The organism is Prevotella sp. Rep29, assembly GCF_019551475.1.
GTDB lineage: Bacteria > Bacteroidota > Bacteroidia > Bacteroidales > Bacteroidaceae > Prevotella.
This window is the reverse complement of the sequence record NZ_CP047159.1, coordinates 1,382,949-1,404,311: the sequence shown is the minus strand read 5'-3', so window position 1 is coordinate 1,404,311 and position 21,363 is coordinate 1,382,949. Positions and strand designations below refer to the sequence as shown.

Here is a 21,363-nt window from a genome sequence, read left to right as displayed (position 1 = left end):
ACGGTCCGTCCAAGACGCTACACATTATTATATATATTAGCTGACACAGACGGAAACCATGGCTTACAAAAAAGCGCCCAGCCCCTTCACAAAGTGAAAAAGCTGGACGCAAACAGTCGCCAGGCAGGATTCTGGCATTCCGCCGCCTGTCTTCCCCTGCCCTATTTCTGGTGGCTTCGTCCGATAGCGAGCGCCTTGATGTTTGCCTCAACGACGGCTTCGCCCTTGCGTCCGAACACCCGGCGGATGGCGTCTTCGAGCTTCTCGTAGTCCAGTCCCAGAGCCTGCTGAGCCGCTCCGAGCAGGATGACGTTCGCCGAACGGGGTACGCCGCCCTCCTTTGCCATCTCCTCGATGTCGATTGCGATGACGTTGGGCAGTTTCGCCAAGTCACCGTTGATTACCTCCATGTCGGGATAGTTCGGTATATTGACATACGGGGTTGTCGATGTGATGACCCATCCGTCACGCTTGAGGTAAGGCAGATAGCGCAGCGCCTCCATCGGTTCCATCGATATGATGACGTCTGCCTGTCCCTGCGCTATGAGGTCGCTGTGTATGGGCGCACTCGAGATGCGCAGATTAGACTGCACGTCGCCTCCGCGCTGTGACATTCCGTGCACTTCAGCCTGCTTGATGTAAAGACCTTCCTTCAGCGCAGCTTCGCCGATGATGGTCGCTATGGAGAGGATTCCCTGCCCCCCTACTCCGCATAAGATAATGTCTGTCTTCATTTCTGAGCCTCCTTTGCTTTCTTTTGTTTAAGGTGGCGCTGCAGCGTTTGCATGCATTCGCGACGCGGAATGATGACGCTGACGCCTTGATAGTTAATCTCTTCACGTATGATGCGAGTAATTTCCGGCATGTTTTTTGGCAGCGGAACAACCACGCGCAGATGCTCCTCGGGCACGCCAAGTCCGCGGCAGATAGCCTCAAACTTATTCGTGCCGGCACTGTCCTGACCACCCGTCATGCCCGTGGTGAGGTTGTCGCTGATGATTACGACGATGTTGGCATTTTCGTTTACAGCATCCAGCAATCCCGTCATGCCACTGTGAGTGAACGTAGAGTCGCCGATGACTGCCACTGCCGGCCACTGTCCGGCATCTGCCGCACCCTTCGCCATCGTGATGCTCGCACCCATGTCAACGCAAGAGTGAATCGCGCGGAACGGTGGCAAGAAGCCCAGCGTGTAACAGCCGATGTCGCCGAAGACACGCGGATTGTCGTACTCACGCAGCACCTCGTTCAGAGCAGCATACACATCGCGGTGTCCGCATCCCTGACAGAGTGCCGGCGGACGAGAAACTACGTCTCCGCACGCCTCGAAAGTTGCCTCCGTCTTGAGTCCGAGCGCCCGTTTCATCACGTCCGGATTAAGTTCGCCCGTCCGTGGGAGTTCGCCCGTGAGGCGACCACGTACCTCCGTGTTGCCCGGCATCACACCCCGCAACATGTCTTCGATAAATGGCTGTCCCTCTTCGGCTACCAGTACCGCGTCGCACTCGTCACACATCCGGCGCACCAACTTCTTCGGAAGCGGATACTGTCCTATCTTCAGCACAGGATAAGGACACCCTTCGGGGAAGCATTCACACAGGTAGTTGTACGCAATACCGCTCGCCACGATGCCCACCGAGTGGTCCGCTGCATCCTTGTAAACGTTCCAAGGCGAACGCTCCGCAGCATCCTCCTCCAACTCAAGCTGCTGCTTTGTGACGATGTCGTTGCGCTTGCGCGCATTCGCCGGCAGCAAAACCCAACTGCTCGAGTCAGCATTATAGTTCAATTCGTTCTCCTTACGCGGCTCGTCCTTGATTTCCACGACAGCCCGCGAGTGCGCCATGCGCGTCGTTACACGCATCAATACAGGCAGTTTCACACGCTCTGAATACTCGAAAGCCACTTCCATCATGTCGTAAGCCTCCTGCTGATTAGCCGGTTCAAATGTCGGAATCAACGCAAACTTGCCGTAGAAACGACTGTCCTGCTCATCCTGCGAAGAGTGCATCGACGGGTCGTCAGCCACAAGCACCACCAGTCCACCGTTCGTACCCGTCATACCCGAATTCACAAACGGGTCGGCACAAACGTTCAAACCTACGTGCTTCATGCAGACCAACGCCCTTTTACCCATGAACGACATGCCCAGAGCTGCCTCCATGGCAGTCTTTTCGTTCGTGCACCACTTACGGTGCAAATCACGTTCCTTTGCAATCGGCGACTCCTGAATGTACTCTGTAATCTCTGTTGAGGGAGTGCCCGGATAAGCATACACCCCGCTGAGACCAGCGTCTATTGCTCCCTGTGCAATAGCTTCGTCACCTAATAATAGTTTCTTCATAATGTTATAATTTGTTTTTCATTAGTTGTAATCAGTTTTTCATGCAGTATTTCAATTCAAATACCACCTGCAAAGATAACAAAAAATACCTAAATGACAAAAGAAACCGCAACTTAATTGCATATTTTTAACGCCAAAACCATCTAAAACCTTCCGATACATTAAGGGGCACAGCCACAAAAGCGGCTGTGCCCCTACGCCATTCAGATATTTATCTAATTTATTTCAGTTCGCGCTCGAAGAAGTCAGCCACCTGTCGGAGCAAGTGATTACGCGTGTTTCCGCCATATATGCTATGGTTACGATTAGTGTATATCAACTCCTTGAAGTCCTTATCCGCCTGCACCAATGCTTCCGAGTATTCAAACGCATTTTGCGGATGCACGTTGTCGTCGGTCAGACCATGGCATAACAGCAGTGCGCCATGCAGTTTGGCTGCGCGGTTAATGGGATTGATGTCATAGCCTGAAGGATTTTCCTGCGGTGTCCGCATAAAGCGCTCCGTATAAACCGTATCGTAATACTTCCAGTTGGTGGGCGCTGCGATGGCGACACCCGCCTTGAACACCTCACGTCCTTCGCTCATGCTCATCAGTGTGCAGAAGCCGCCGAAACTCCATCCCCAAATTCCGATGCGCTCTTTATCGACAAATGGCAGCGTGCCCAGATAGATGGCTGTCTCTACTTGGTCTTTGGCTTCGAGTTCTCCAAGCTTGAGATAGGTGCATTTCTCAAACTCTGCGCCACGACCACCAGTTCCTCTGCCGTCAACACCAACAGTGATAAATCCGTGTTGAATGAAATATTGGTCAAAAAGTCCGCCCTGTCCCATCGATCCAATCGACCATGAGTTGACCACTTGTTGGCTGCCAGGCCCGCTGTATTGGTGCATAATGACCGGATATTTCTTGTTGGGGTCGAAATCTGCAGGCTTGAAAATATACCCATTCAGTTCTACCCCTTCGCTGGTTTTAAACGTGAAGAATTCACATTTCGCAAATGCGAGTTCCTTCCGCTTCTCCTGCTGTGCACGATTGTCAACCAACACCTGCAGTTCTTTGCCGTTATTGTCATAAATGGAATAGCGATATGGAGTGTTGCTGTCGCTCCATGTGGAGAGGAAATATTTGAAATTCTTGCTGAAGATGGCAGACGTAACACCTTCTTTGCGACTTAGACAGGTGGTCTTACCTTTCTTATTGGTGACATAGATTTCTTTGTTGATGGGACTTCCGCCAACGGCTTGATAGTAAACGTCGCCACTCTTCTCGTCGTAGCCATAGACGTGGGTCACGATATACTTGTCATCAGTCAGTTTTTTCAACAGACTTCCGTTCATGTCATACAGATAGAGTTGCATCTTTCCGCTGCGGTCGCTGGGCAGCAGGATATGGTTATCGGTCACTTGTGAACCTTCGAGAACCTCCTCGGGTACATATTTGGGAACACTTTCCTTAATCAGCAGTCTGCATACCGTCGAGCGCGGATTGGCTGCATAGATGTTCAGCACGTCCTGATGGCGGTTCATCGTGTAAAGAAGAATCGTTTGCGCATCGCTTGTTGCCTTGATGCGTGGGATATATCCGTCGGCATCCAACGGCAATTGTATCTGTCGTGTCTGGTGGCTCTTGATGTCGTAACTCCATGCCGTCACTACCGAATTGTCGTGTCCGGCTTTGGGATATTTGTAGGCATATTCGCCCGGATAATCCGAAAAGGCTTTCATTTCGGGCTTGTCGCCTTTGAACAACTGGAGGGCATAGGTCTTGACGTTGGATTCATCGAACCGTACCCAACAGATCATCGTGCCGTCTGCATTGAATGTCATCGCAGAGTTATAACCGAACTCCTCTTCATAGACCCAATCGGGAATTCCGTTGATAATCTTGTTGAACTCGCCGTCCTTTGTCACTTGACTCTCCGAATTGTCGTAGAGCAATTTCACGAGGAAAATGTTGTTGTCACGCACGAATGCTATCTGCTGACCGTCGGGCGACCATATAGGAGTCTGCTGAGGACCGTTTGCAGACAGAGGTTCCAACCTCTTGTCGGCAATCGTGTAGATATAAAACTCCGCTTTGAATGAACGGCGATAGACGCTGACGGTGTTGGTCTGGATGAGCAGACGCTTCCCGTCGGGGCTCACGCTGTAGTTGTCGATGCGTTTGATTTTACTGCCTGTGCAGCCGTCCACGTCAAACAAAACACCGCTTTGCTTCCCCGTCTTAAACGAATAGACGACAATCTGCTTGCCTCCTTGTTTGATTTGTGCATACGTCTCACCATCTCCGAGAGGAGTCATGGCGCGAACGCTCTCTGTTCCGAATTTACCACTGGTGATGTCTTTGATAGACAATTGATTTTGTGCATTCAGTGAGAACGTTACACTCACCAAAGCAATTACCAAACTGATGATTCTGTTCATGTTGACAATCTGTTTTTCATTATAAATTTGCGCAAAGTTAGCGATTTTTCTGTACATTTGCAAACGAATTGGATAATTATCATGCGATATAACGATTTCGGAACATGGATAAGAACTGCATTCCCTTATCGAGTGCAGAAGATATCGATTGATGCAGGCTTCACCTGTCCCAACCGAGACGGCAGTCTATCCACAGGAGGGTGCATCTATTGTGATAACCGCACGTTCAATCCCGCCTATTGCGAGCGAAAGAAAACCATCCGTCAGCAGATTGAGGCAGGAAAGAATTTCTTTGCAGGTAAATACCCGGAAATGAAGTATCTTGCTTACTTTCAGGCGTACACCAATACCTACGATTCTGTGGAGAACCTGAAGCGCATGTATGAGGAGGCGCTGGATGTTGATGATGTTGTAGGCATTGTCATCGGAACACGCCCCGATTGTGTCAGCACAGAACTGCTCAATTATCTCGAAACGCAGAGCCGACAGACTTTCCTGATTCTGGAATTTGGCATTGAGAGTTGCAATGACGCAACTCTGCAGCGCATCAATCGCGGACATTCATTTGCATGTACCGTGGAGGCTGTGGAAGCGGCAGCGGAAAGGGGCATCACCATTGGCGGACACGTTATTTTAGGGCTGCCGGGTGAAGATGCGGAAGAGAGTGTGCGGCAAGCAGCAATCATATCTGCTCTCCCGCTCCACATCTTGAAAATCCACCAGATGCAGGTCATACGGGGAACCAAACTTGCTGACATCTACGAAAAAACGCCTTTCCACGTCTATTCCTGCGATGAATATATTCGGTTGATAGCCAACTATATTCAATATCTAAGGGAAGATTTGGTTTTAGAACGCTTTGTGTCACAGGCACCATCGCAGTTGCTCATAGCTCCTAACTGGGGACTGAAAAACTATGAGTTCACCCACCGCTTGCTAAAATATATGGACGAACACGATATCCGGCAAGGAAAATTGGCTGGACATCTATGACACAAATACGAGCATACCTGTTGATGTCCGTCAGCTTTTAATAAATATAATAATGTGGGAGGAGGACTATTTGGAGATAAATCTGCTGAAGTCATTGTCCTTTAATAGGTCGTGATAGCTTATGTTGCCGTGCTTCAGCATATATTTTTCGATATTGTCGATAATTTCGCTCTGATACTGGCGCCGTCCCAGCACCTTGTTGACCACCCAATGTATCTTACCGATGTGGTAGTCGCGCTCTATCTGTTCACACGTATCGAAGTTGGGCAGACGGTATTGACTGATTAGCAGAAAGCTCAGACAGTCAGGAAGGATGTATTCGCGTTTCATCGTAGCACGCTGTTCGGGCGTATAATAGCGTACATACAGCGGATAGTTTTCGCCTAGATACTTGTCGAGCGAAATTCCTATCGAAGATTCGCTGACAACGATACTCTGGTCAAGCGCTGTTATCTGTGTATAAACCATGGGGATGATGATATCCGGAATCCATAATTTCAGTTTTTCAAAGGCAACTGAAAATTCTTTGTTCAGGTCTTCAATTTCAGCATATTGTGTCTCGGCGTCTATGATGAGCGTCTGCAAAATACTGTCTTGAAAGAAGTTGAGAAAGCGGGTGTTGATTTCGGGGTCGTTCACCTGCCCCAGTTTCAGCACATCTTCTATTAGCATGCGCGTTTCCATCGGATATTCTGTACTCATTTGCTGAAGTGCCGAGAAGTCACCTGTTGTTAGATAGCGGCTTTCCAGACGGTCGTAGCGCTGTATCTTGATGAAGGCGCTCTCCTCCACTTCTTCCTCCGATGGTTTCAGTTTCAACTCACAGGCTGATAGTAAAAACAATACTGAGAATAATATGTAAAAATAGAATTTCACTAATAACCTTTTTTTGAAATTTGAGGCAAAATTACTAATAAATATTTAATTGCGCAACTTTTTTGCTAAAAAATATTACACAAGATGTTTTTTCTAATATAAAAGAGAGGATGTCCAAAGCAGGACATCCTCTCTTGTCACGTAATTACTTCATAGAAGTTTATCGCACTTTATTTCAGCACAACTTCTTCGTTGGAAACGATGCGTTCGCAATAGCGGCAGCGCAGGGTGTGCTGTTCTGCATCTATCACGTGGAAGTGGGTCTTCATCGGTTCGTTGTTGCTGATGCACTTCGGATTGTTGCAGCGCACGATGTCCACCAAGTCGTCGGGCAGAACCACCAGATGCTTGTCCACTACCTCATAGTCGCGGATGATATTGATGACTGCTTGCGGGGCTATCACTGCGATGCGGTTCAAAGTCTCCTCAGGCACTTCCACGTCGGCAATTTTGATAAAGCCTTTCTTTCCCATGCTTCCGCTGTCGAAGTTATTGCCTATGGTCACGTTGTTCGTCATGTTTTCGATGCCCAAGATGTTAACCACCTTGAATAGCGAGTTTGACGGGATATGGTCTATTACGATACCGTTGCGCAAAGCTGCTACGGCCATTTCCTTTTTTGTTTGATTGCTCATAGTTTGTCTTTTTGTTTACGGTTTCTTTTTAGATTCCTAATGCCCTGCAGATGATAGCCTCACGGGTGTAAAGTCCGTTCAGTGCCTGTTCGAAGTAGTATGCCTGCGGCGTGTCGTCCACGTCCTGTGCGATTTCGGTCACGCGTGGCAGCGGGTGGAGCACGCGGAGGTTGGGTTTGCATCCTTTCAGCATGCTTGCCGTCAGCGTATATACATTCTTCACGCGCTCATATTCCATCAGGTCGCTGAAGCGTTCGCGCTGTACGCGTGTCATGTAGAGAATGTCTGTCTGGTTGATGATTTCCTCATTGAAGTCTGTCGTTTCCTCATATTCGATGCCGAGTTTCTCGCAATATTTTTTGTACTGATCCGGCATGCGCAGTTCGTTGCAAGCCACAAATTTGAATCGTGGATTGAAGAAGTGCATGGCTTCGAGCAGCGAGTGCACGGTGCGTCCGTATTTCAGGTCGCCCACCATGGTAATGGTCAGGTTCTCGAGCGTGCCTTGTGTCTGATAGATGGTGTAGAGGTCGAGCATCGTCTGTGTGGGATGCTGGTTGCTGCCGTCTCCTGCGTTGACGATAGGCACCTTTGAAATTTCGCTTGCATAGCGTGCTGCACCTTCGAGAGGATGACGCATCACGATAAGGTCGGCATAGTTGGCCACCATCATGATAGTGTCTTTGAGAGTCTCACCCTTCGACTGGCTGCTGGTGCTGGCGTCGCTGAATCCGATGACTCGGCCACCCAGGCGGTTGACAGCGGTTTCGAAACTAAGACGGGTGCGCGTCGAGGGCTCAAAAAATAAAGAACCCACAACCTTACCTTCGAGGATATTTTGGTTGGGGTTCTTCTCAAATTCCTGTGCTCGTTTTAGTAATGCCAGGAGTTCTTCTTTCGACAAATCCGAAATGGAGATTAAATTACGTTTGTGCATATAATATAGGTTTTATCGACTGCAAAGATAATAAAAAAATCTCTTTTTTACGAGAAAAAGTAAAATTTTCTTCGACTTTTTTTATTTGTTCTCCAATCCCCTATAAATACACTGTTTTTCGCTTGTAAACCGTTCCTTTTTTGCTCGGTTTTGTTTCAGTTTGCCAAAAAAGTGGGAAAATATTTGGTCGGTTCAAAAATAAAATTTACCTTTGCAGACGCAAATCCGAGATATAGCTCGTTTGCTTGAATGAGGATGCGCTTGTAGCTCAGTTGGTAGAGCACCTGACTCTTAATCAGGGTGTCCAGGGTTCGAACCCCTGCAGGCGTACAAAAAGAGACCCCGAACAGAGGTCTCTTTTTTTATTGGCGATATTTCAATCTTACCTTACTCCCACTCTTATATATATAATAATGTGTAGTTTTCTAATCCATCGGGAACAGTCCGTAGAGTTTTGCGTCAATCATGTCTGTGACGATCTGGAAGTCTTGTGGGTTGTTCTCGAATTTGATGTTGTCACCATCGATGATGATGAGGTGTCCCTTGTAGGTGGCAATCCAGTCCTCGTAGCGTTTGCCGAGCCCTTGCAGATAGTCGATGCGGATAGACTTCTCGTATTCGCGTCCCCGTTTCTGAATCTGTGCGACCAAGGTCGGTATGGATGTACGGATATAAATCATCAGGTCGGGCAGTTTCACCAGTGACATCATCAGGTCGAACAGGTCGGAATAGTTGGCGAAGTCCCGGTCGCTCATCATGCCCATCTCGTGCAAGTTGGGAGCAAATATGCGTGCATCCTCGAAGATGGTTCGGTCTTGGATGATGGTGTCGCTGCTTTTTGAGATTTCCACCACTTCCTTGAATCGTTTGTTGAGGAAGTATATCTGTAGATTGAACGACCACCGTTCCATGTCGGCATAGAAGTCGTCGAGGTACGGATTGTTGTCAACTGGCTCGAAGCGTGGTGTCCAGCCGTAATGTTTGGTCAGCAATTTAGTGAGTGTGGTTTTCCCGCTGCCAATGTTTCCTGCGATTGCGATATGCATAGTCTTTTGTCTATTTATTTAATACTCCTAAGAATTCTCCTATGGAAATAGTCCGAATATCTGTGCGTCTATCTTGTCGATGATGCTGGCAAAGTCTTTCGGATTGTGCTGGAAGTCGAGTGGATCGACGTCCACCACGAGGATGCGTCCCTTGTATTTGTTGAAGATGAAATCTTCGTAGCGTTCGTTCAGGTTTTTCAGGTAGTCCAGTGGGATTGCCTGTTCATACTCCCTACCCCGTTTTTGAATGTTCTGCACCAGGTGCGGGACCGATGCCCTGAGATATATCATGAGGTCCGGATGCTTCACTGCCGCCATCATTGACTCGAACAGTCCCATATAGGTCTCAAAGTCGCGGTCGGAAAGGTTTCCCATCGCCTTGTTGTTGGCTGTAAAGACATATACTCCCTCGAAGATGGAGCGGTCTTGTATGATGGTCTCTGAGGAGTTGGCTATCTCAAGCAGGTCGCGGAAACGCTGCTTTAGGAAAAACACTTCCAGATTGAACGACCATCGTGCGATGTCCTTATAGTAGTCGTCTAGGTACGGATTGTTGTCCACAGCCTCGAAGCGTGGTGTCCATCCATAGTGTTCGGACAACATTGTCGTCAATGTTGTCTTTCCACTTCCCATATTTCCTGCGATTGCTATATGCATGTGTCTGCTGATTTTTGAAGGCAAGGAAGAAATCCTTTGCCTGCCACGTTGATAAAACGTGTGTACAAAGATAAGAAAAAATATTCATACAGACACAAGAAAACAAAACATTTTCTTGTCGATTCTTTGGCAAGTCCTGTCGTTTGCGGAATCCGTCTATTTGTTGTTGCGAATCTGCTGGTAGCCTACAAGTCGGTCTGTGCGTCCGCCTTGTTCTTTATAATAGACGAGTGCTTGATAGGAGTTTTCTGTCTGGTGGTAGGAACCTTCCGTCGGCATGGGCGTAATGCTTCCGTCGGGACGTACGAGCAGGTATTGGTAAGAATAATATCCCTGTTTGAGTTGCACGGTAGCATGGTAGCAGCGCTTCTCTTCGTCGTACTGCATCCGGTAGCGTGGCAGGAAGCGGTCGTTGGTCCATGCGCCATTGATATAGACTTCGCCATCCATTCGTGGCACGTTGGGGATGAGGAAATTCACGAGCACATAGTCCGTCATGCGGTCGTTTTCGATGTTGTCGCTGTTGCGGATGTAGAATGCGCCGTTGGCATCTTCGTCGTACAGGTAGTTTGGGCGGGGCGTGTCGGGAAAGAGATGCACCAGATAGTCGCGGCCGTCCCACTCTATTTGGTCAACACCCATCGTCGGGTGGTCCACGTCGAGCACTTCAAACTTGCGATATTCGTTGCCCGCCTCAAAGATAAGGTGCCGGTTATGTTCCCACCGCAATCCGTCGGGCATGGTGTATTGCGGCTGTGTATTGATGCGTGCATTGTCCCATCTGCCGTTCTGCATGACCACCGTTTTGATTTGCTGTTGCGGATTGTTCACGTTGATGCCTGAATAGTTCACGTCCATCGACACTTGTTGGTGGGCATGGTTGATGTCGATGTCGGTGTTTGTCGTCATGCCGAGTGCTACGCCCATCAGTGGTTCAACGACCATGAAGCATGCCGTCAGCACTGGTTCGTCGTCGTTGTTGTCGTCGTAAACCGTCAGCCGGTAGTTGCCGCTCATCTTCAACCGGCAGTATTCGTTGGGAATGCGGATGGAGTAATGCGTGTATAAGACGTTGGTGTTAATCGACTCCACGACGTCGTCTATCGGGTTTCCGGATGCAAAGCCTTCGAGATAATCGCTCTCGAAGAGTTCTTGCGACACGCTCCAGTCGGCTTCGCAGTGTTCTATCTTGTAAACGTAGCGCTGATAGGTGTGCGACAGTTCGTCGAAACTGATGTGGATGGGGATGTCTCCTCGCAGCGGGATGATGGGCGGTGAAAGCCAGTCGCTACCTGCCACCACTTGTAAAGTGGCAATTCGGTTACTGAAAATCTCATGCCGCTGGGCATATACCGGATGAGAGAATATGCTCAGGAAAAGGGCTGATATGAGCCAACGAACTCCCGTTTTCATGGTCATGCGAAATGTTTACTTATTATTATAACGTGAAAAGGCGGGATTTATTACACCCGCCTTTTCCACTGATATGTCCGATTTCTTATTTCAGTTTTGCATAGCCGTAGGCTGCTGCGTCGCCGAGTTCTTCTTCGATACGAATCAGCTGGTTGTATTTAGCCATTCTGTCCGTGCGTGAGAGTGAACCCGTCTTGATTTGTCCTGAATTCGTGGCAACGGCGATGTCGGCAATGGTCGTGTCTTCGGTCTCGCCGGAGCGGTGCGATGTGACGGTTGTATAGCCGTGGCGGTGTGCCATCTCGATTGCTTCGAGTGTTTCCGTGAGCGAACCGATTTGGTTGACTTTGATGAGAATGCTGTTGGCTGCGCCCATCTTGATACCTTTTTCCAGGAACTTCGTGTTGGTCACGAACAGGTCGTCGCCAACGAGCTGGCAGCGGTCACCGATGCGCTCTGTCAGTTTCACCCAGTTGTCCCAGTCGTTCTCGTCGAGTCCGTCCTCGATAGAGTCGATAGGATATTTGTTGATCAGTTCCTCGAGATAGTCAATCTGCTCCTTGGCAGAGAGTTTCTTGCCGTTAGGATCTTTCTTCTTGCCGTTCTTCAGCTGGCGATAGTCGTAGTACCATTCACCATTTTCCTGTACGGCAAACTCGCTGGCAGCGCAGTCCATAGCGATTTTCACGTCCTTTCCCGGTTCATAGTTGGCTTTCTTGATGGCTTCGACGATGGTGTCGAGTGCATCCTCGATGCCGTTGAATGCCGGAGCGAAACCGCCCTCGTCGCCGACGGCTGTTGACAGTCCTCTTGCTTTCAGCAGTTTTGCCAGATTGTGGAATATTTCGGCACCCATGCGGATAGCTTCTTTCTCATTGCAGGCTCCTACCGGACGAATCATGAATTCCTGGAAAGCAATCGGAGCGTCAGAGTGTGCACCACCGTTGACGATGTTCATCATCGGAACGGGAAGTGTATAGGCATTTGAACCGCCGATGTAGCGATAGAGCGGCATGTTCAGTGCTTTTGCTGCTGCCTGGGCTGCTGCCAGCGACACACCCAGCACGGCGTTTGCACCGAGTTTCGACTTCGTGGGAGTTCCGTCGAGTGCAATCATCTTATAGTCGAGTGCACGCTGATTGAGCACGCAGTCGCCTTTCAGTGCCGGCGCAATAATCGTATTGACATTTTCCACTGCCTTCATGACGCCTTTTCCCAGATAGCGGTTAGCGTCACCGTCGCGGAGTTCCAGTGCTTCGTTCTCACCTGTTGAGGCGCCCGACGGAACGGCAGCGCGTCCCATGACTCCGTTCTCGAGTGTTACTTCTACTTCCACGGTGGGGTTGCCACGTGAATCCAAAATCTCTCTTGCGTGAATTTTTTCTATTACCATAATATAAATAATGTGTTTATAAGTTAGATACAATCTTTTTCTCGTCTGCCGACAGATGCCTCCCCCATTCTCCTGTGGTGCATCGTGGCAAAATGAATACCCTTTTCTGAAATTTCCGCAAAGGTACTCTTTAATTTAGAGATACGCAAATATTTAGGGAAAAAAGTCGTTTTTGTGCCGATATGGCGTGCATCTCAAAATCTCTGATGCACATGGGCAGGTCGAGCGATGTCATCTTCGGGGTCGGACATGTCCGTTTCCCTCCTGCTCGTGTTGTATATTTATGCAGTGGGTGTGTCGCTGTGTTGTGATTTGTAACAAATTGATTCTTAACGGTTTAAGAATGTGTTTCCAAAAGTTCAACTTTTAGCTTGCAAAAGTTGAACTTTTAGGCGATGAAAGTTGAACTTTTAGCGTGCAAAACTTCAACTTTTGGAAAGCGAAAGTTCAACTACATATTTATACATCCCTTTCTGCATGTTTATGCAGAGGTTCCGTTGCCGCTTTGCATGTTGCCTTCATTCCCTCAAATTGTTATTTTTGCCTATTCATTTGCCAGTTTGTTGGAAAAAGGTTACTTTTGCACCACGATGAAAAAAATAGAACTTGAGGAAACGAAAATCATTGAGGCTGCCGAGTCGGGCATGGACGCTTTCGTGCAACTTTTCGTCGATGCTGTCATGCAGGCGATTGACGGAGAATTGACGGGGGAACACCTTGCCGAACTGAACGCTGACCAGGCAACGCTCCTCGCCTACCACATCCTTCATGAGGAAGTGATGGACGGAGGATTCGTGCAACTCATACACAATGGCTACGGACCATTCTTTTTCCACAATCCCTTTGCAAAGGTGATGCGTATGTGGGGCGTGGACGAACTGGCGAGGCTGATGAACAAGGTGCGGAAGAAATATGAGCAGCACCATGAGGAAATCGAGCGTGACTGCACAGACGAGGAGTTCATGGCAATGTTCGAGCGTTTCCCCGCCTTCGACGAGTTCGACGACGAATTCGTGGAGTGTGAAGAAGACTGGATGGCGCAAGTGGCACAATACATCGACGAGCACATCGAGCAGTTTGTCGTTGTCAAAAAGTAGAAAGAATCATGAACAAGGCGGAACAGGAACTAAGGAAGAAGAGCCCCATACAGATAAGGAACAAAAAGGCTGCGTTCGAATACCATTTTGTTGACACATTCACCGCAGGCATCGTGCTGACCGGCACGGAAATCAAATCCATCCGAATGGGAAAGGCATCGCTCGTGGATGCCTACTGCATTGTGCTCAATGGCGAAATGTGGGTGAAGGGGATGAACATCTCACCCTATTTCTATGGTTCCTATAACAACCACAACGCTAAACGCGATCGCAAGCTGCTGCTCACTAAACGGGAAATCCGGAAGCTGGAGGATGCAGGCAAGCAAGTGGGATTTACCATCGTTCCGACACTGATTTTCATCGATGCACGAGGACGCGCGAAAGTGGATATCGCACTGGCACGAGGAAAGAAAGAGTTCGACAAGCGGCAGACGCTGAAAGAAAAAGAAGACCGGCGGGAGATGGAACGTGCCGTCAAACATTTTTGACCACTAACGACGTATGGGCAGAATAAAGAACATCATTTTCGATTTTGGCGGCGTGGTAATCACCATTGATCAGCCACAGGCAGTCAGGCGCTTTCAGCAAATCGGTCTGAAAGATGCCGACAAAAAACTGGACGCTTACACGCAATTCGGACTTTTCGGAGAGTTGGAAAGCGGAAAAATCAATGCGGAAGACTTCAGGAGAGAACTGAGTGCGACGATAGGCAAGACGCTGACGATGGATGAGTGTGCCTTTGCCTGGCAGGGCTACTGCGGCGAACTGCCCCAACGCAATCTCGACACATTGATTGCGCTGAGAGAACAAGGCTATCGGCTGTTGCTTATGTCGAACAACAATCCCTTCGTCATGGGATGGGCGCAGAGCGACCAGTTTGATGGAAACGGACACGGCATCGGCGACTATTTCGATGCGCTCTATGTGAGCTATCAGCACGGCATCATGAAGCCCGACCTCGCTTTCTTCAAAAAAGTGTTGGACACGGAACGAATCCTACCCGAAGAGACACTTTTCGTGGACGACGGATGGCGCAACGTGGAAGCAGCCAGACAACTTTCCATCCAAACCTTCTGTCCGAAAAACGGCGAAGACTGGACCAAGGAAATATATGAATATCTCTGACGCACAGCAAACACATTATAATAAATATAGTAACAACAGATAATGGCTTTCAGGAAAAAGAAAAGATGGATACCGCTTTCCGACCAACTCACGGAAATGGATAAGCAGATAATGGCTTGGGAGAAAAAAGGAAAAACCGTGCCGACGCGCGAACTGATCAAGACTCCCGAGCAAATCGAAGGAATCCGTCGCAGCGGCGTGGTCAACACAGGCGTGCTTGACGAAGTGGCAAAGCATATACGGGCGGGAATGAGCACGCTCGAGATAGATGAAATCTGTTATGACTACTGTACCAGTCACGGGGCAACACCTGCATGCTTGAACTATGAAGGCTTTCCGAAAAGTGTGTGCACGAGCATCAACGAGGTGGTCTGCCACGGCATTCCGAAAGCTGAAGACATCTTGCAGGAAGGCGATATCGTCAACGTCGATTTTACTACCATTCTCGACGGATATTATGCGGACGCATCACGCATGTTTATCATTGGAAAGACAACACCGGAAAAAGAACAGTTGGTGCGGGTGGCAAAGGAATGTCTTGAGATTGGCGCCGAGGCTGCCCGTCCTTACGGTTTTGTCGGCGATATCGGTCACGCAATACAGCGCCATGCTAAAAAATATCATTATGGTGTCGTGCGAGATTTGTGCGGACATGGTGTGGGACTGCAATTCCATGAAGAGCCCGATGTGCCCCACTTCGGTTATTGTGGCGAGGGCATGTTGCTCGTTCCGGGAATGGTCTTTACCATCGAACCGATGATCAACATGGGAACGTGGAAGGTGTTTATCGATGCTGACGACGAGACCGGATGGGAAGTCATCTCCGGCGATGAACTGCCGAGCGCACAATGGGAGCACACCTTCCTCATGACAGAACATGGGGTCGAGATTTTAACTTATTGAAAAAATGAATGACAATATCTATATATTAGGACTGGAAAGCAGTTGTGACGACACTTCAGCCGCAATCGTCAGGAACGATGTGCTGTTGAGCAACGTCACCGCCTCACAAAAAGTTCACGAGGCATACGGAGGAGTCGTCCCCGAACTGGCTTCGCGGGCTCATCAGGAGAATGTCGTCCCTGTTGTCGATCAAGCCCTCAAACAGGCAGGCATCAGCAAAGAACAGCTCTCAGCCGTTGCTTTCACCCTTGGTCCCGGCTTGATGGGGTCACTGCTCGTGGGCGTGAGTTTTGCAAAAGGCTTTGCACGTTCATTGAACATTCCGATGATTGACGTGAATCATCTTCAAGGACACGTCATGGCACACTTCATCAAAGAACAGGAGAACGACACATCATCTCCGCCCTACCCCTTCCTGTGCCTGCTGGTCAGTGGCGGCAACTCGCAGATAGTCAAGGTGAATGCCTACAACGATATGGAAGTTATCGGACAGACCATTGATGATGCTGCGGGCGAAGCCATCGACAAATGTTCAAAAGTGATGGGGCTCGGCTATCCGGGAGGTCCGATTATCGACAAGCTTGCACGGCAGGGAAACCCGAACGCCTTTCAGTTCTCAGAACCGAATATTCCGGGATTTGACTATAGTTTCAGCGGATTGAAGACATCGTTCCTGTATCATTTGCGGGATTGGGTGAAGGACGACCCCGATTTTGTGGAACATCACAAGGAAGACCTGGCAGCAAGCATCGAAGCAACCATCGTCAAAATACTCATGAAAAAACTGCGCCTGGCTGCCAAAGAAACAGGAATCAAGCATATAGCCCTCGCTGGAGGCGTGTCGGCAAACAACGGTTTGCGAAACGCTTTCAAGGAACATGCCGAGAAATATGGATGGACTATCTATATCCCGAAGTTCAGTTATACGACAGACAATGCGGCAATGATTGCCGTCACAGGATACTATAAATATAAGGATGGTGATTTCTGTAAGATAGACAAACCACCATTTAGCAAAATAACCTTTAAATAAATGAAACCATGGATTTTGAAAATAAGATTTTAAGTCGCGAGGTTCATCAGATTCTCTATGAATCAGGGAAAACAGTAGGAACGGCTGAGAGTTGTACGGGTGGCAAGATTGCAGAATCGCTCATTGCCGTCCCGGGGGCTTCCACCTACTTCAAAGGGAGCGTCATCTCATATACGGACGAAATCAAGGAAAAACTTCTGAATGTTGACCACCAACTGCTCGAAGAGAAAACAGCAGTCTGCGAGGAGGTTGCCATTGCAATGGTCAAAGGCGCAATTAATACTCTCAACGTTGACTATGCCATCGCATCGACCGGTGTCGCAGGTCCCGGAGGTGGAACGAAAGACAATCCTGTCGGCACCATTTGGTTGGCATGTGGCTCGTCCGACGAAATCATTACTTGCAAACTGACGAATGATTTCGGTCGCGATATCAACATCGCCATAGCCTCTCGCCGTGCCATGCAGTTATTCCTGCAATATCTGACGGAACGTCAAGTGCATAAAAAATCAATGCCGTCAGAAGGGTAAATGGAGTGAAAAATAATAGGCAAACAGGGAAAAATGCCCCATAAATGACAACTTTCAAATAAAAAAAACATAAAATAGTGACATTTTTGAGAATTTTATTTTGTTTATTTGGAAAAAAAATGTAATTTTGCACCCTGTTTAGAATAGATGTCAAAAAAGAAAAAATAGATAGCAATGTCGAAGATTTGTCAAATTACAGGGAAAAAAGCCCTCGTCGGCAACAATGTTTCCCACTCGAAACATCGCACAAAGCGTACGTTCGACGTGAACTTGTTCACGAAAAAATTCTATTATGTTGAAGAACAGTGCTGGATTTCTCTCAAAGTGAGTGCTGCCGGCTTGCGTCTCATTAACAAGGTTGGTCTTGATGCCGCTCTTAAAAAAGCAGTGGAAAAAGGCTATGTAGATTGGAAAGATATTAAAGTGATAGGAGAATAACGCTATGGCAAACAAAAAAGCGAAAGGCAACAGAGTGCAGGTCATTCTTGAGTGCACAGAGATGAAAAACAGCGGTCTGCCAGGTACAAGTCGTTATATCACGACGAAAAACCGTAAAAACACGCCCGACCGTATGGAACTGAAAAAGTATAACCCCATCCTGAAGAAGATGACTCTTCACAAGGAAATTAAATAAACGCATTTAGGATATGGCAAAGAAAACCGTCGCTACCCTCCACGAAGGCTCAAAGGATGGTCGCGCTTACACAAAAGTAATCAAAATGGTGAAAAGCCCCAAGACTGGTGCTTACATTTTCGATGAGCAAATGGTTCCCAACGAAGACGTACAGAAATTCTTCAAGAATTAAAAGTCAATTAAGCATATAAAAAAGGGGTTGCATTACGATGCAACCCCTTTTTTGTGTATCATTGTCTCCGGAATGATTTATCCGTCATACTCATCCGCCACATCTTCGGCAATGCTGAGATCGTCGGGCGCCTCTTCGTCGAAAGTGGTGTGGTAGCTTTCTTCCGTCAGCTTGTCCTCATCATAAAGGTCGTCGTCATCGTCGTCATCATTGGTGTAATTGTGGTCTGGAAGGTTTTCATCTTCATCATCAGAGAGATTCTCTTCATCAGCATCATACTTGCTCTTCACTCTTTCAACTTTGGGTTTCTCCTTTGCAAAGATTGCTTCAATCCATGCTCCCTTTTCTATTTCAAGCACTTCGAATCCGTCGGCAACTTTCTTTTCATACATGCCGCCTTTCTTGCGGAGTCTGTCTTTCGGTAGTGTGGTTGTGCTGATGTCGAAACCTGCTTCGATAATATCTCTGATGCTTTGTGAGAGGCTTTCCCATCCGCCGCCGAAATTTCGGTCAATCACTTCCAGCAGTTTTCCTGCGGAGATATGGCGTATGTTCTCATACGTCAAGTCGGTGACCCGCAGGATGGCGCGCTTCTTGATGGCGATTTTCTTCTTCGAGCCGTCAGCCAGTTTCACCTGCGACACCTTGAAGTCTCTCTGCTTATATTTTTTTACGACTTCAGGCTTGTCCACAACCAAGTCTTCCATTTCAAAGGCACTTTTGATAATGTCCCGATAGTGTGGCAAATTATCTCTGAGGTCAGCATCACGTTCTGCTGCCTCCCACATACGGAAGATATCATTTTCCTGCAACTCCCATACGTTACTTTTTGTAATAGTTTTGAGGGTTAATACTTTTTTGTCCTTTTTCATGTTATGTCGTTTTAATTGATTAATCTCGGTCTTTTAATACTTGAAACTTATTCCTGAACAGTTCCAGCTTTTCTTTTGACAACTCTGCCGTCAACTCCTGCTCCGTTGGTGAGACGCTCTCAACGATTGTTGTTCCTTTCGCATCGATGATGCAGCTTCCTCCGACGTATGAACACTGATCGTCATTTCCCACACGATTGGCTGCAATGACATAGCATTGGTTCTCAATGGCTCGTGCACGCAGCAGGATTTCCCACACTCGTTGGCGTGTTTCCGGCCAGTTGGATACGTAGATGATAGCATCGTAATCACCACGGTATCGGCTCCATACAGGGAACCGCAGGTCGTAACAGGTCAGAAGCAAAAACCGCCAGCCACCATATTCCACAACAGTCCTTTCCTCTCCACGTGTGTAATTCTTGTCTTCTCCTCCGTATGAGAACAAATGGCGTTTGTCGTAGAACTGATACGAACCGTCGGGCTTCACAAAATAATGCCGGTTTCTATACGAACCGTCAGCGTCTTTGATGGCAAGGCTTCCGCAGATGGCTGCCTGTTTCTTCTCAGCCATTTTCTGCATCCACTTCAACGACTGGGAATCTGTTTCTGCGATTCCGTCGGGATTGGTTGCAAATCCAGTGCTCCACATTTCCGGAAGCACATAGAGGTCACTACCCTTGCACTCGTTGATTAAGCGTTCAGCATGCTGAGCATTGCATTCTGGCTGTGCCCATACGATGTCGGTTTGTAATATACTGACAATCATCTTATCCTGTTATGTTTGCAAATGTAAATACTTTCTCTTTCATGCACAAGTTTTTCTGAAAGATTTTTTCAAAAAACGGATTTAATTCGTGGCGAAAATCTCAACGGATGTCGTTGGTTGTTATTCATAGTCATCCACGACGGCATTGATGAAATCCATCATTGGCTTTGCCGTCTTGAAGATTTTCACCATCTCGTCCATCCATTTCGCTTTCGTGAAAAACGTTTCATCCACACCTTTCCAGCAACAGTAATCTTTCATCCGCAAGTAGTGTATGTGTTCGTAGTCGCGTGGGAATCCTGCCGGACAGGATTTCAGGTGTTCCATTCCGAATCCGTGGCTGTCGTCCCAGCTGCCTCCTGCCGGTTTTCCGAAGGTTTTCATGAAGTCCTTGTTCTCTACCCTTTTGCGCCATTCTTCGATGTTTCCCATGATTTCATTGCGACATGAGGTCAGGATATTCGTGGGCAGCCAGTATGTTCCGCAGGCAAGCAAGCAGTGGTTGGGCTCCAGATGGACATAATATCCGCCATGCAGCGCTTTCTTTCCGTGTGCGGCGATGTAAGCCCCGAAATGGTTTTTATAGGGCGATTTGTCAGGTGAGAAGCGTGTGTCACGATAAAAACGATAGGTGGCATCTTTCGGAGTGATATGCGAAATGCTCGGGTCGAACTCTGAAATCCGCGCAATGATGGTTGCCACATCTTTCTCGAAATCCTCCTTGCACGCCAGATACTCATCCCTATGTGATGCGAACCATGCACGGTTGTTGTTTTGTTGTACTTCTCTTAAAAAAGCTAATATTCGTTTTGAGTCCATATTTACAGTTTTGAACCTTCTAAAAGTTTCGGGCAAATCTTGTCAAATTCACATTCCTTGCATTTCGGTCGCTGGCTGGTGCATACATATCTGCCGTGTAACAGCAGCCAATGATGGGCTTTCGGAATGATTTCCGGGGGAATGTTTTTCACCAGTTCCTGTTCCACTTTATAAGGTGTGTTGGCTGTTTTTGCAACCAATCCGAGTCTGTGACTGACTCTATATACATGCGTATCGACTGCCATCGTCTGTTTTCCGAAAGCCACTGCCTGTATGACGTTGGCGGTCTTCCGCCCCACACCGGGCAAAAGCATCAGGTCGTCCAGATTGTCAGGCACCTCACCCTTGAAATCTTTCACAATCATTTGCGCCATTCTCATCAAGTGGCGTGCTTTCGAGTGTGGATAGGAAACGCTTTTGATATATTCGTACAACTCGTCTTCCTCCACTTCTGCCATTGCCTTTGCATCGGGAAAGCGGCGGAACAGTTCCGGTGTCACTTGGTTGATGCGCTTATCCGTACATTGCGCACTCAGCACGACAGCCACCAATAGCTGGAACACGTTTCCGAATTCCAGTTCCGTCGTCACCTCCGGCAGCTGTGTGTGGAAGTATTCCAGAATGTATTTGTATCGTTCTTTCTTTGTCATCAATAAAAAAGGGCAGGCTCATCACCTGCCCCAATTCTTTTTC

General features: G+C 48.1%; 24 protein-coding genes and 1 tRNA gene. 11 read left to right on the top strand and 14 right to left on the bottom strand.

The genetic code is table 11. The annotated features are described in order from the left end of the window. Nucleotides 1-161: 161 nt before the first annotated feature. The 3 genes from GRF55_RS05960 to GRF55_RS05950 form a co-directional block, all read right to left on the bottom strand. A complete protein-coding gene (locus tag GRF55_RS05960; protein ID WP_220367551.1) occupies nucleotides 162-734 on the bottom strand; it encodes an indolepyruvate oxidoreductase subunit beta in 573 nt (190 codons plus the stop codon). After that, on the bottom strand, nucleotides 731-2,344 hold the full coding sequence (locus tag GRF55_RS05955) for a thiamine pyrophosphate-dependent enzyme (protein WP_220367550.1): 1,614 nt from the start codon (nucleotides 2,342-2,344) through the stop codon (nucleotides 731-733). The genes GRF55_RS05960 and GRF55_RS05955 overlap by 4 nt, the downstream gene beginning before the upstream one ends. Before the next feature lie 220 nt (nucleotides 2,345-2,564). Next, a complete protein-coding gene (locus GRF55_RS05950) occupies nucleotides 2,565-4,769 on the bottom strand; it encodes a S9 family peptidase (RefSeq protein WP_220367549.1) in 2,205 nt (734 codons plus the stop codon). A gap of 81 nt (nucleotides 4,770-4,850) precedes the next feature. Between GRF55_RS05950 and GRF55_RS05945 the strand changes: the two genes are divergently transcribed. Then, the gene (locus GRF55_RS05945; protein ID WP_370626693.1) at nucleotides 4,851-5,762 is read left to right on the top strand and encodes a TIGR01212 family radical SAM protein; all 912 of its coding nucleotides are present in this window, start codon (nucleotides 4,851-4,853) and stop codon (nucleotides 5,760-5,762) included. Between the two features lie 66 nt (nucleotides 5,763-5,828). Here the strand turns inward: GRF55_RS05945 and GRF55_RS05940 are convergent, their stop codons facing one another. The 3 genes from GRF55_RS05940 to pyrB form a co-directional block, all read right to left on the bottom strand. Continuing rightward, nucleotides 5,829-6,638, bottom strand: a complete 810-nt coding sequence (locus GRF55_RS05940; protein WP_220367548.1) for a gliding motility protein GldB — start codon at nucleotides 6,636-6,638, stop codon at nucleotides 5,829-5,831. Nucleotides 6,639-6,808: 170 nt separating this feature from the next. Next, nucleotides 6,809-7,273 (bottom strand): aspartate carbamoyltransferase regulatory subunit, encoded by a 465-nt coding sequence (pyrI, locus tag GRF55_RS05935; protein ID WP_220367547.1) that lies wholly within the window; start codon nucleotides 7,271-7,273, stop codon nucleotides 6,809-6,811. A 28-nt stretch (nucleotides 7,274-7,301) separates the two neighbouring features. Continuing rightward, nucleotides 7,302-8,210, bottom strand: coding sequence for an aspartate carbamoyltransferase (pyrB, locus tag GRF55_RS05930; protein ID WP_220367546.1), 909 nt, complete (start codon nucleotides 8,208-8,210; stop codon nucleotides 7,302-7,304). Nucleotides 8,211-8,467: 257 nt separating this feature from the next. Between pyrB and GRF55_RS05925 the strand changes: the two genes are divergently transcribed. Continuing rightward, nucleotides 8,468-8,540 (top strand) — tRNA-Lys (locus GRF55_RS05925). 95 nt (nucleotides 8,541-8,635) lie between these two features. On the opposite strand, the gene GRF55_RS05920 is transcribed toward GRF55_RS05925, so the two are convergent. The 4 genes from GRF55_RS05920 to eno all read right to left on the bottom strand — a co-directional run bounded on the left by GRF55_RS05920 (nucleotide 8,636) and on the right by eno (nucleotide 12,719). Continuing rightward, nucleotides 8,636-9,256 (bottom strand): deoxynucleoside kinase, encoded by a 621-nt coding sequence (locus GRF55_RS05920; RefSeq protein ID WP_220367545.1) that lies wholly within the window; start codon nucleotides 9,254-9,256, stop codon nucleotides 8,636-8,638. Between the two features lie 39 nt (nucleotides 9,257-9,295). Further along, a complete protein-coding gene (locus tag GRF55_RS05915) occupies nucleotides 9,296-9,913 on the bottom strand; it encodes a deoxynucleoside kinase (protein WP_220367544.1) in 618 nt (205 codons plus the stop codon). 156 nt (nucleotides 9,914-10,069) lie between these two features. Continuing rightward, nucleotides 10,070-11,332, bottom strand: a complete 1,263-nt coding sequence (locus tag GRF55_RS05910) for a DUF5103 domain-containing protein (protein WP_370626692.1) — start codon at nucleotides 11,330-11,332, stop codon at nucleotides 10,070-10,072. A 79-nt stretch (nucleotides 11,333-11,411) separates the two neighbouring features. Then, entirely contained in the window at nucleotides 11,412-12,719 is a 1,308-nt protein-coding gene (eno, locus tag GRF55_RS05905; RefSeq protein WP_220367542.1) for a phosphopyruvate hydratase, read from the bottom strand. Nucleotides 12,720-13,309: 590 nt separating this feature from the next. On the opposite strand from eno, the gene GRF55_RS05900 reads away from it, so the two are divergent. The 9 genes from GRF55_RS05900 to GRF55_RS05860 all read left to right on the top strand — a co-directional run bounded on the left by GRF55_RS05900 (nucleotide 13,310) and on the right by GRF55_RS05860 (nucleotide 18,213). Further along, complete coding sequence (locus GRF55_RS05900; protein WP_220367541.1) at nucleotides 13,310-13,816, top strand: DMP19 family protein; 507 nt, start codon at nucleotides 13,310-13,312, stop codon at nucleotides 13,814-13,816. Between the two features lie 8 nt (nucleotides 13,817-13,824). Next, entirely contained in the window at nucleotides 13,825-14,304 is a 480-nt protein-coding gene (gene smpB / locus GRF55_RS05895) for an SsrA-binding protein SmpB (protein ID WP_220367540.1), read from the top strand. A 13-nt stretch (nucleotides 14,305-14,317) separates the two neighbouring features. Next, nucleotides 14,318-14,941 (top strand): HAD family phosphatase, encoded by a 624-nt coding sequence (locus GRF55_RS05890; protein WP_220367539.1) that lies wholly within the window; start codon nucleotides 14,318-14,320, stop codon nucleotides 14,939-14,941. Between the two features lie 42 nt (nucleotides 14,942-14,983). After that, nucleotides 14,984-15,844 carry a type I methionyl aminopeptidase gene (gene map, locus GRF55_RS05885; protein WP_220367538.1) on the top strand — a complete coding sequence of 287 codons (861 nt, stop codon included), beginning with the start codon at nucleotides 14,984-14,986 and terminating at the stop codon, nucleotides 15,842-15,844. A 4-nt stretch (nucleotides 15,845-15,848) separates the two neighbouring features. Then, nucleotides 15,849-16,877 (top strand): tRNA (adenosine(37)-N6)-threonylcarbamoyltransferase complex transferase subunit TsaD, encoded by a 1,029-nt coding sequence (gene tsaD, locus GRF55_RS05880; RefSeq protein ID WP_220367537.1) that lies wholly within the window; start codon nucleotides 15,849-15,851, stop codon nucleotides 16,875-16,877. 8 nt (nucleotides 16,878-16,885) lie between these two features. Continuing rightward, nucleotides 16,886-17,407, top strand: a complete 522-nt coding sequence (locus GRF55_RS05875) for a CinA family protein (RefSeq protein ID WP_220367536.1) — start codon at nucleotides 16,886-16,888, stop codon at nucleotides 17,405-17,407. Between the two features lie 174 nt (nucleotides 17,408-17,581). After that, complete coding sequence (gene rpmB / locus GRF55_RS05870; protein ID WP_220367535.1) at nucleotides 17,582-17,845, top strand: 50S ribosomal protein L28; 264 nt, start codon at nucleotides 17,582-17,584, stop codon at nucleotides 17,843-17,845. 4 nt (nucleotides 17,846-17,849) lie between these two features. After that, nucleotides 17,850-18,041, top strand: a complete 192-nt coding sequence (gene rpmG / locus GRF55_RS05865; protein WP_220367534.1) for a 50S ribosomal protein L33 — start codon at nucleotides 17,850-17,852, stop codon at nucleotides 18,039-18,041. Nucleotides 18,042-18,054: 13 nt separating this feature from the next. Then, complete coding sequence (locus GRF55_RS05860) at nucleotides 18,055-18,213, top strand: DUF4295 domain-containing protein (RefSeq protein WP_220367533.1); 159 nt, start codon at nucleotides 18,055-18,057, stop codon at nucleotides 18,211-18,213. A gap of 77 nt (nucleotides 18,214-18,290) precedes the next feature. Here the strand turns inward: GRF55_RS05860 and GRF55_RS05855 are convergent, their stop codons facing one another. The 4 genes from GRF55_RS05855 to nth all read right to left on the bottom strand — a co-directional run bounded on the left by GRF55_RS05855 (nucleotide 18,291) and on the right by nth (nucleotide 21,320). Further along, on the bottom strand, nucleotides 18,291-19,085 hold the full coding sequence (locus tag GRF55_RS05855) for a hypothetical protein (protein WP_220367532.1): 795 nt from the start codon (nucleotides 19,083-19,085) through the stop codon (nucleotides 18,291-18,293). 19 nt (nucleotides 19,086-19,104) lie between these two features. Then, nucleotides 19,105-19,851 carry an amidohydrolase gene (locus GRF55_RS05850; RefSeq protein ID WP_220367531.1) on the bottom strand — a complete coding sequence of 249 codons (747 nt, stop codon included), beginning with the start codon at nucleotides 19,849-19,851 and terminating at the stop codon, nucleotides 19,105-19,107. A gap of 120 nt (nucleotides 19,852-19,971) precedes the next feature. Next, nucleotides 19,972-20,670, bottom strand: coding sequence for a DUF2461 domain-containing protein (locus GRF55_RS05845; RefSeq protein WP_220367530.1), 699 nt, complete (start codon nucleotides 20,668-20,670; stop codon nucleotides 19,972-19,974). 2 nt (nucleotides 20,671-20,672) lie between these two features. Then, entirely contained in the window at nucleotides 20,673-21,320 is a 648-nt protein-coding gene (gene nth, locus GRF55_RS05840) for an endonuclease III (RefSeq protein WP_220367529.1), read from the bottom strand. Between the last annotated feature and the right edge of the window lie 43 nt (nucleotides 21,321-21,363).

What these genes read in the sequence shown, in the direction of transcription:
- GRF55_RS05960 (WP_220367551.1), bottom strand. Translation starts at nt 734, where the DNA reads ATGAAGACAGACATTATCTTATGCGGAGTAGGGGGGCAGGGAATCCTC.
- GRF55_RS05955 (WP_220367550.1), bottom strand. Translation starts at nt 2,344, where the DNA reads ATGAAGAAACTATTATTAGGTGACGAAGCTATTGCACAGGGAGCAATA.
- GRF55_RS05950 (WP_220367549.1), bottom strand. Translation starts at nt 4,769, where the DNA reads ATGAACAGAATCATCAGTTTGGTAATTGCTTTGGTGAGTGTAACGTTC.
- GRF55_RS05945 (WP_370626693.1), top strand. Translation starts at nt 4,851, where the DNA reads ATGCGATATAACGATTTCGGAACATGGATAAGAACTGCATTCCCTTAT.
- pyrI (WP_220367547.1), bottom strand. Translation starts at nt 7,273, where the DNA reads ATGAGCAATCAAACAAAAAAGGAAATGGCCGTAGCAGCTTTGCGCAAC.
- pyrB (WP_220367546.1), bottom strand. Translation starts at nt 8,210, where the DNA reads ATGCACAAACGTAATTTAATCTCCATTTCGGATTTGTCGAAAGAAGAA.
- GRF55_RS05920 (WP_220367545.1), bottom strand. Translation starts at nt 9,256, where the DNA reads ATGCATATCGCAATCGCAGGAAACATTGGCAGCGGGAAAACCACACTC.
- GRF55_RS05915 (WP_220367544.1), bottom strand. Translation starts at nt 9,913, where the DNA reads ATGCATATAGCAATCGCAGGAAATATGGGAAGTGGAAAGACAACATTG.
- GRF55_RS05910 (WP_370626692.1), bottom strand. Translation starts at nt 11,332, where the DNA reads ATGACCATGAAAACGGGAGTTCGTTGGCTCATATCAGCCCTTTTCCTG.
- eno (WP_220367542.1), bottom strand. Translation starts at nt 12,719, where the DNA reads ATGGTAATAGAAAAAATTCACGCAAGAGAGATTTTGGATTCACGTGGC.
- GRF55_RS05900 (WP_220367541.1), top strand. Translation starts at nt 13,310, where the DNA reads ATGAAAAAAATAGAACTTGAGGAAACGAAAATCATTGAGGCTGCCGAG.
- smpB (WP_220367540.1), top strand. Translation starts at nt 13,825, where the DNA reads ATGAACAAGGCGGAACAGGAACTAAGGAAGAAGAGCCCCATACAGATA.
- GRF55_RS05890 (WP_220367539.1), top strand. Translation starts at nt 14,318, where the DNA reads ATGGGCAGAATAAAGAACATCATTTTCGATTTTGGCGGCGTGGTAATC.
- map (WP_220367538.1), top strand. Translation starts at nt 14,984, where the DNA reads ATGGCTTTCAGGAAAAAGAAAAGATGGATACCGCTTTCCGACCAACTC.
- tsaD (WP_220367537.1), top strand. Translation starts at nt 15,849, where the DNA reads ATGAATGACAATATCTATATATTAGGACTGGAAAGCAGTTGTGACGAC.
- GRF55_RS05875 (WP_220367536.1), top strand. Translation starts at nt 16,886, where the DNA reads ATGGATTTTGAAAATAAGATTTTAAGTCGCGAGGTTCATCAGATTCTC.
- rpmB (WP_220367535.1), top strand. Translation starts at nt 17,582, where the DNA reads ATGTCGAAGATTTGTCAAATTACAGGGAAAAAAGCCCTCGTCGGCAAC.
- rpmG (WP_220367534.1), top strand. Translation starts at nt 17,850, where the DNA reads ATGGCAAACAAAAAAGCGAAAGGCAACAGAGTGCAGGTCATTCTTGAG.
- GRF55_RS05860 (WP_220367533.1), top strand. Translation starts at nt 18,055, where the DNA reads ATGGCAAAGAAAACCGTCGCTACCCTCCACGAAGGCTCAAAGGATGGT.
- GRF55_RS05855 (WP_220367532.1), bottom strand. Translation starts at nt 19,085, where the DNA reads ATGAAAAAGGACAAAAAAGTATTAACCCTCAAAACTATTACAAAAAGT.
- GRF55_RS05850 (WP_220367531.1), bottom strand. Translation starts at nt 19,851, where the DNA reads ATGATTGTCAGTATATTACAAACCGACATCGTATGGGCACAGCCAGAA.
- GRF55_RS05845 (WP_220367530.1), bottom strand. Translation starts at nt 20,670, where the DNA reads ATGGACTCAAAACGAATATTAGCTTTTTTAAGAGAAGTACAACAAAAC.
- nth (WP_220367529.1), bottom strand. Translation starts at nt 21,320, where the DNA reads ATGACAAAGAAAGAACGATACAAATACATTCTGGAATACTTCCACACA.